An 8541-nucleotide genomic window follows, 5' to 3' on the forward strand; every position below is an offset into this window, starting at 1 on the left:
AATGATTAATTTGTATCTGCAGCTGCTTCCCGTAAGTAGCCATTATGCTTTTTCAGAAGCTCGGCGGCTTCTTCACCTTTTAATCCTGTTAAAATTTGAAGAATAGCGGCCTTCGTATGATAGTTTTGTTCTTTAAGTGCAGCCCGGGCTTCTTCATCAGATGCACCTGTAGCCATTTTAACGATATTCTCAGCACGCTTAAACAGCTTCTCATTTGTCATCTGCACATCTACCATTAAATTGCCGTACACTTTTCCCAGCTTGATCATGGATGCTGTCGTTAGCATGTTCAGGACGAGCTTTTGTGCAGTGCCTGCTTTCATTCTTGTAGAGCCTGTAACCACTTCCGGACCTGTGATAGGTGCAATCGTATATTTAGAGATTTTCCCCATTTCGGAATCTTTGGTGCAGGCAACTGAAACAGTAACAGCACCGACTTCGTTTCCGTATTGAAGAGCTCCGATCGTGTATGGCGTACGGCCGCTCGCCGCAATGCCGACAAGCACATCCTTGTCCGATAATTGAATATCGGCGACATCCTGGCGTCCCTGTTCACTGTCATCCTCAGCACCTTCAACCGCCTCGGTCATGGCTTCCTTGCCCCCGGCGATAATGCCGACAACCATTTCAGGGTTTGTTCCATATGTCGGCGGACATTCTGAAGCATCGATAATGCCAAGACGTCCTGAGGTGCCGGCTCCAACGTAAATCAAGCGGCCTCCTTTTTTAAAGCTCTCCGTAATTTCATCCACCACTTTTACAATGTGAGGGATTTCTCTTGCGATGGCATTAGGAACAATTGTATCCTCCTGATTTATGATTGTAATAATTTCTTCTGTTGTCATTAAATCTATTTCCATTGTTTTTGGGTTTCGCTGCTCTGTATTCAGCTTTGTAATATTCATTATCTATCCCTCACTATTAATTGAAATTTAGTTCCTGCCTTAATCTGATTCAGCAGGGGCATATCTTCTTCTATTACTCTGGCGATTACATTCACGCGTTCATCATGAGGGAGATCTGCCAGTGTAATTTGCATCTCTCCTGCGTAGCGGCCGTATAGAATATTATCAACTGTGACACTGCCTTTTTTACGTTCCAGCTGGTTTACAGGTTCCCATTTATTTGATCCCTGCCCGGCATAGGATCTTGATTCAACCGACCTGACAACATCCCGGGCAGGATCCATCCGATTTGTATGAGGTTTGTTAAGAAGATCCTCATAGATTTGTTCGCCGATCAGCTCGATCCGGAGAGGCACTGTACCTACCGCAATTTTCGCCAGCTGTGCAAGAGTCCTATCTTTTACAGAATGGTCACCAATCAATACCTTGTCTGTCCAGCAGCTGTTCATCAGTTCAGCCGCAGCAGCAACAGGTGACGAGCCCCGGTGTTTTTCAAGAGTAGGCAAACCGGCAAAAATAGGCCCGCGAAGTTCCCCGTCTCCTGGCACAAACGCCATGGTAGTTATCCCCATGCCTTTTAGGAGCTTATTTCGCTCTATTAAAAATTCTTTATCCAAACCGGTTTCCGGCCGCGGGTAAAAGTTATGCCAGGCTTCTATATTATTGGTTTTTAATCCCAGTTCCATCCACTCATGCAATTCTGCAGCAGAGATCGTACTGGCATTGATACCAAGTTTCATTTTTTTTGAGAGTTCAACAATCTGTTCAGAAGTGAAGCCATAATCAGCCCGGATTCCGGTAAGGCCCCATTCGAGAAGTGTATCAATCGAATCCCAGTCCAATCCTAAATGGCCCAATGATTGGGGAGAAACATCTGCGAGGAGTTCCATATGATGCTGCTTTGCCAAAGCCCCAAGATTCTGAAGTAAATGTTTATAAGTGCTGTGGTCATCTTCGGGAATATGGAGGGATGTGAAAATGGAAGTGAGGCCGTGAGAAGCCGCCCTTTCTATCCATTCCGCATTTTGATACTGACGCTCTTCTGATAAGTAAACTGATATTCCAAGCATCCTGGTCACCTCTTTAAATCTGAATTTTGTAAAAACGGGGACTCATAAGTAAAGAAGGAGGAATGGCTCCTCCTTCTCCTAAATTAGAAAATATAAAATCTTGAGTATGGATAACTGTCTAGCTCCACAAGGAACGCTTGGACAGCATCATCATCGCACGACTAAAAGCGTTAGCTTTTAGGAGGAGCGCCTAGCCCCTCGAGGTATCGGGGTGGACAAGGCGCTTCCGCTTTTATATATTTTTAGCCATTTCCTCTTTGAATCCGAACAGCCATGTGAACAGGAAGCCAAAAGCATAGGCAATTAATAGGCCAATCAGATACAGTATGATTTGATTGGTGTGAACGAGAAAGGCAAGCGGTATGCCGGAAACCCCGATTGCTACTGTAGCAATTTTGAAGAACGCCTGGAAAGCACCGCCGACAGCAGCTCCAAGACATGCTGTCAGGAATGGGCGTCCCAGCGGCAAGGTAACCCCGAAAATAAGCGGTTCGCCGATTCCAAGCATTCCAACCGGAAGTCCGCCTTTAATGACTCTCTTCAGACGGGCATTTTTTGTCTTGAAATAAATGGCGAATGCCGCACCTACCTGGCCTGCACCGCCCATTGCAAGAATCGGCAGCAGCGGGTCATCGCCGATTGAGTTAATCAATTCCATGTGAACTGGTGTTAAACCTTGATGCAAACCAGTTACAACTAAAGGAAGGAATGTTCCGGCAAGTACTAATCCAGCCAGGATGCCGCCGACATCAAGTATGCCAAGCAGGCCTTTAGTAATGATATCTGACAGGAATCCGCCAACAGGCTGCAGGATGAAGAAGGTTGCAAAGCCTGTAATTAATAATGCAAGTGTCGGTGTTACGATTATATCAACAGCTGAAGGAACGACTCTGCGGATTCTTTTTTCCAAAAAGGCCACCAATGCAGCAGCGAGCATGACACCGATAAGTCCTCCACGGCCCGGCACCAGCGCTTCACCGAACAAAGTGATATTGGCAAGGCCTGGATTGATTAATAGAATACCGGCCGCACCGCCCAGAGCAGGAGATCCTCCAAACTCCTTTGCTGTGTTAATACCAACAAATACCCCCAGGTAACCGAATAAACCCCAGCCAATCAGATCAAGCATTTGCACAAGAGTAGATTCCGGATCTCCGCCTGATTTGATAATTACATTATTGATCCCTGCAATCAAACCGGAAGCAACGATAGCCGGGATCAGCGGGATGAAGATACTTGCAATTTTTCGTAAAAACAGTTTGAAAGGTGTAGCGTTTTTCTCATTGAGTCCGGCTTTCGTCCGGGCTGCCAGACCCTCCAATGAAGTGTCAATCTCTTCTTCATCATCAACGGAAGAAACATTTTTGCCTGTCATTCTGGAAACTTCGTCAGCTACTTTGGTGACGATTCCTGGTCCCAGTATGATTTGGAGTGTTTCTGCTTCCACAACACCCATAACTCCGTCAATATCCTTGATGCCATTCAGATTGACTTTGCTTTCATCGACCGGCTTCACGCGAAGACGGGTCATGCAGGAGGCCAGTTCCGCAATATTGCCTGTGCCGCCCAACTGCTCCGTAATCTCTTTCGCCAAACGTTCTTCTTTACGCATGAGCTTTTCCCCCTCTTTTTTAAAATGAATAAACGTAATAAGAGCTAAAAAAATAAATGAATTCGCTTACATCCCCATCTTACCAAGGTTAAGTATAGTTGTCTATACCATTTATATATTTTTATATGGGCATGTCATCATATTTATACGCATAACAATCCTGAAAATTGTCCTTTTTAAACAGGATTAAGCATATGGGCCTAGAGTTAATTTTAAAAAATTCGATTTCAGAAATTTGGTTCTGGGTTAAAAAGTGCTAAAATAGAGTGAAACTTCATGAACTTAAAGAATTAAAGAGTTACATATAAAGAGATCATCCGGCAGTGCCAGCATTAAAGGAGGAACTTATTTTGGTAAAAGTGCGCACGAAAGATATTATAGAAAAATTTGGGCTTGAATTGATTGCCGGAGAGGAAGGCATAAACCGGCCGATTACAACGAGTGATATTTCACGTCCGGGCTTGGAGATGGCAGGTTATTTTGATTATTATCCGGCTGAACGCGTTCAATTGATCGGAAAAACGGAACTGTCTTTCGTTGAAAAGTTAACAAATTCTGAGCGGGAAATCCGGCTTGAACGCCTCTGTACAGATATTACGCCCGGCATAATCGTGACGAGAGGACTTGATATCCCTGAAGAACTGATTGAAGCAGCCGAGAGAGAATCGGTTCCGCTGCTTCGCTCCAAGCAAAAAACGACCCGTTTTTCCAGTTTGCTGACAAATTTTCTGGAAAGCAAGCTTGCTCCAACGACAGCTGTTCACGGCGTCCTTGTTGATATTTATGGGGTAGGGGTGCTGATAACAGGTAAGAGCGGAGTAGGTAAAAGCGAGACGGCACTCGAATTAGTAAAACGCGGACACCGCCTTGTTGCGGATGACTGTGTGGAGATCAGGCAGGAAGATGAAGATTACCTGGTGGGAAATTCACCGGAATTGATTGAACATCTGCTTGAAATCCGCGGTCTCGGCATTATCAATGTTATGACACTGTTCGGTGCTGGAGCTGTCCGCAGCTATAAGAAAATCTCTGTGGTTATGAATTTGGAGCTGTGGGACCCGAAAAAACAGTACGATCGTCTCGGCCTTGATGAAGAAAAAATGAAAATCATCGATACGGAGATTACGAAACTGACCATTCCGGTTAGACCCGGACGAAATCTCGCTGTCATCATTGAGGTGGCTGCCATGAACTTCCGCTTAAAGAGAATGGGAATGAATGCAGCCGAACAGTTCACGAACCGCCTCTCAGATGTGATTGAAGACGGAGACCATGATGATCGTTAATCTGTGAAAACTGGTCAACCATTTTTCAATCAAACGTTTGATTGAAAGCTGTTAATCCTCATCAGGCTTCAAAAAAGAATAGATAAAGGGCGCCTCCGCGCTTTCAAAGAATTAATAGAAATTATATCTTTCAAATTTGATAACTGTCTAGCTCCAGGCGCCATCGGCTCGAGGTCATAAGCTTGTCTTGTTTCGGCTCCTAGGGACTCGAGGTCATAAGCCGTTCCCTTCCAGAAGGAAAAAACGCCTTCTTACAGGGACCGTCTTATGCTAGTCGTCCCTGGGCAGTCGCCTCAACATTTCTGTCAATCCGGCACAAAGTTTAAAGAACAACCTTCATGCCGGCTTGTCTTATGCTTGTCGCCGATAAGCGGGCGCCTTGCGCTTTTCGAAAGGAGAAGTGATCATGGAAAACAATATTCAGCCGTTAGATCCGATTGCCATTTCCCTTGGGCCGATTCAGGTCCACTGGTATGGTCTGATTATCGGCCTCGGCATTGCACTGGCTCTCATTATCGCGATGAGGGAAGGGGAAAGAAGGGGACTCCCTAAGGACATCTTTGCCGATTTAATGCTGTGGGCCATCCCGATTGCGATTATTTCCGCAAGGATCTATTATGTTATATTTCAATGGGATTTTTATTCGCAGAACCCGGGTGAAATCATCAAAATATGGAATGGCGGAATTGCCATTCATGGAGCTTTAATTGGTTCTGTCATCACCGCTTATGTTTTCGCAAAGAAAAAGCAAATCTCGTTCTGGAAGCTTGCTGATATTGCAGCGCCAAGCATCATTTTGGGGCAGGCAATCGGCCGCTGGGGCAACTTCATGAATCAGGAGGCGCACGGGAGGGAAGTCAGCCGTGCGTTTCTGGAGAACATGCATCTGCCTGAATTTATCATTAACCAGATGTATATTAACGGAACTTATTATCATCCGACGTTTTTATATGAATCCATCTGGAATATCATTGGATTTATCATCCTTATATTATTAAGAAGAGCAAACTTAAGGCGCGGAGAGCTTTTCCTCTCGTATGTTATCTGGTACTCGATCGGACGATTCTTCGTAGAAGGCCTCCGTACCGACAGCCTGATGCTTACGGAGAATTTAAGAATTGCTCAGACAATATCTATCGTTCTTATTATTGTGGCGCTGGTTCTGATTTTTTATAGAAGAGCAGAAGGTCTTGCCAAAGCTCGTTATTTGGATAAAGCCGAGGGGAAATAACACACATAGGGGAGAGTATTAGAGATGCTGGTTGAATCATCCAAAAAGGGGCTGATGGCCGGCTTAAAGACAACATGGACACTCGGGAAAGTCATATTCCCGGTCACGCTGATTGTGGCACTGCTGCAGCATACGCCGGTGCTTCCATGGGTTATCAAGCTGATCACACCCCTTATGAATCTGATCGGGCTGTCAGGAGATGCAGCCATACCGCTTGTTTTGGGGAACTTCTTGAATTTGTATGCCGGAATTGGAGCTATCCTTACGCTCGATTTAACGGTTAAAGAAGTGTTTATTATTGCCGTCATGCTGTCGTTTTCACATAATATGCTGATTGAAACGGGAGTCGCTTTGAAGGTTGGCGTTAAGCTTTGGGTCGTTCTTACCGTCCGTTTCGGATTGGCGCTGTTGAGTGCCATTGTTATCAACCTTGTTTGGCAGGGCGGATCCGAAACGGCTAAGTACGGATTTATTCCGGCAAAAGAAGAGCAGATGTCGGGGGCATTGCCAATCCTGCTGGATGCACTGCAGACTGCTTTGCTCGGCATTCTCCAGCTTGCTATCATCGTCATTCCGCTGATGATCATTATTCAGATTTTAAAAGATAAGCAATGGCTTGCTGTCTTTTCAAGATGGATGGCGCCTGTGACAAGGGGACTTGGAATGAAAGAAAATACGTCTACAACCCTTGCAGCCGGATTGCTGATAGGCCTTGCTTATGGGGCGGGTGTCATGATCCAGGCTGTAGAGGAAGATGGCGTCAGCAAAAAAGATGTAACGATCGCATTTATTTTCCTTGTAGCCTGTCATGCGGTCGTTGAAGATACACTGATTTTCGTGCCGCTTGGCATTCCGGTCTTGCCGCTGCTGCTGATCCGCCTGGGTGTGGCGATCATTCTGACACTGGTGGTGGCGATGATTTGGAACCGTGCTGATCTGGCAAAAAGAAAGGAAGCAACATATGAGCATTAACACACTATTATTTGATTTAGATGGAACATTAATTGACACAAATGAATTGATTATTTCCTCGTTTTTGCATACGCTCGGAAAATATTATCCTGACCGCTATCAGCGGGAAGATGTTCTTCCGTTCATGGGGCCAACCCTGCATGAAACATTTGAATCCATCAACCCGGAAAAAGTGGAGGAGATGATCTCGGTTTACCGGGAGTACAATATTAAGAACCACGACGTCCTGGTGAAGGAATTTGCCGGCGTGTTTGAAACGGTTCGGACTTTAAAAGAATCAGGATATAAACTGGGCATTGTTACGACGAAAGTTTCCAATGTAGTTGAAAAGGGCTTAAAGCTGACTAATCTTGATCAGTTTTTCGATGTGGTTGTCACGCTTGATCATGTGGATAAGCCAAAGCCGGATCCGGAGCCAATCTTGAAGGCGTTGAGCCTGCTGGATGCGAAGCCGGAGGAAGCCATTATGGTCGGCGATAATTCACACGATATCGATGGCGGAAAAAACGCCGGCACGAAAACGGCTGGTGTTGCCTGGACAGCGAAAGGCCGCGAATTCCTCGCGCGCTTTGAACCGGATTATATGCTGGACAATATGGCTGACCTGCTCGATATCCTTGAGGCAGAAAATCAATGAGAAAAACGGAGCGTTTTCCGGTAGAGGGAGGCAATTCTCTCTGGCATGTGTATAAAACGGTTCCGTTCCTGAAGGTTGTCAAAAACTTTATTGTGATTCAGCTTGCGCGCTATACGCCATTTCTGGGAATGAAAAATTGGCTCTACCGTAATTTTCTGAGAATGAAGGTGGGGGACCAGACATCATTTGCACTAATGGTGATGCTGGATGTCATGTTCCCGGAAAAAATAAGTGTCGGCCGCAACACGGTCATTGGCTACAACACGACAATCCTCGCTCATGAATATCTGATTAAGGAATACCGCCTTGGCCAGGTTGATATTGGCAGTGAAGTCATGATTGGCGCTAACTCAACTATACTGCCGGGTGTCACAATTGGTGATGGAGCCATTGTTTCAGCCGGAACGCTTGTCCATAAAGATGTCCCGGCCGGAGCCTTTGTCGGCGGCAACCCTATGCGTGTCATCTATACAAAGGAAGAGCTTGCCGCTCGCTGGGCGGACGATCCGATATATGGTGCAGATAATAATAAAACTCCGCTTGCTTAGGCTGGCGGAGTTTTTATAATCAATAACTTCAAATAACCTATAGAAAAAAGAACAAACTATATAAGTAAGCTCCTTTTTAAAAAAAGGAGTCTTTTTTATCGCAGTCTAACGGGCAGTAAGACCCCCATTTCAAGACTCAGAGGAATCAAAGGAGGATAAGTGGGGGGCAAACTGCCCAATCTAGCTGTGGCTCCTAGGGGCTCGAGGTCATAAGCCAATCAGCTGATGGGAAGAAAAGCACTCCCCACCATCTGCTCGTCTTATGCTTGTCACCCCAAGG

At 45.6% G+C, this 8541-nt stretch carries 8 protein-coding genes; 5 read left to right on the forward strand and 3 right to left on the reverse strand.

The features are described from left to right. Window positions 1-5 precede the first annotated feature (5 nt). The 3 genes from murQ to CE058_RS09475 all read right to left on the reverse strand — a co-directional run bounded on the left by murQ (window position 6) and on the right by CE058_RS09475 (window position 3587). Window positions 6-905, reverse strand: coding sequence for an N-acetylmuramic acid 6-phosphate etherase (gene murQ, locus CE058_RS09465; protein ID WP_163142218.1), 900 nt, complete (start codon window positions 903-905; stop codon window positions 6-8). Then, on the reverse strand, window positions 905-1975 hold the full coding sequence (locus CE058_RS09470; RefSeq protein WP_163142221.1) for a DUF871 domain-containing protein: 1071 nt from the start codon (window positions 1973-1975) through the stop codon (window positions 905-907). The genes murQ and CE058_RS09470 overlap by 1 nt, the downstream gene beginning before the upstream one ends. 232 nt (window positions 1976-2207) lie before the next feature. Beyond that, a complete protein-coding gene (locus CE058_RS09475; protein WP_163142224.1) occupies window positions 2208-3587 on the reverse strand; it encodes a PTS transporter subunit EIIC in 1380 nt (459 codons plus the stop codon). A 350-nt stretch (window positions 3588-3937) separates the two neighbouring features. Between CE058_RS09475 and hprK the strand changes: the two genes are divergently transcribed. The 5 genes from hprK (at window position 3938) to CE058_RS09500 (ending at window position 8261) form a co-directional block, all read left to right on the forward strand. Continuing rightward, entirely contained in the window at window positions 3938-4873 is a 936-nt protein-coding gene (gene hprK / locus CE058_RS09480; RefSeq protein WP_048009328.1) for an HPr(Ser) kinase/phosphatase, read from the forward strand. Between the two features lie 406 nt (window positions 4874-5279). Further along, window positions 5280-6104, forward strand: coding sequence for a prolipoprotein diacylglyceryl transferase (gene lgt / locus CE058_RS09485; RefSeq protein ID WP_163142227.1), 825 nt, complete (start codon window positions 5280-5282; stop codon window positions 6102-6104). A 24-nt stretch (window positions 6105-6128) separates the two neighbouring features. Beyond that, a complete protein-coding gene (locus tag CE058_RS09490) occupies window positions 6129-7076 on the forward strand; it encodes a nucleoside recognition domain-containing protein (protein ID WP_163142230.1) in 948 nt (315 codons plus the stop codon). Continuing rightward, window positions 7066-7713, forward strand: coding sequence for a pyrophosphatase PpaX (gene ppaX / locus CE058_RS09495; protein ID WP_048009325.1), 648 nt, complete (start codon window positions 7066-7068; stop codon window positions 7711-7713). Before CE058_RS09490 ends, ppaX begins: the two co-directional genes overlap by 11 nt. Beyond that, window positions 7710-8261 carry an acyltransferase gene (locus tag CE058_RS09500; RefSeq protein WP_048009324.1) on the forward strand — a complete coding sequence of 184 codons (552 nt, stop codon included), beginning with the start codon at window positions 7710-7712 and terminating at the stop codon, window positions 8259-8261. The genes ppaX and CE058_RS09500 overlap by 4 nt, the downstream gene beginning before the upstream one ends. Window positions 8262-8541 lie beyond the last annotated feature (280 nt).

The sequence above is a fragment of the Bacillus sp. 22-7 genome, from assembly GCF_010628845.1.
Classification (GTDB): Bacteria; Bacillota; Bacilli; order Bacillales; family Cytobacillaceae; genus Cytobacillus; species Cytobacillus firmus_B.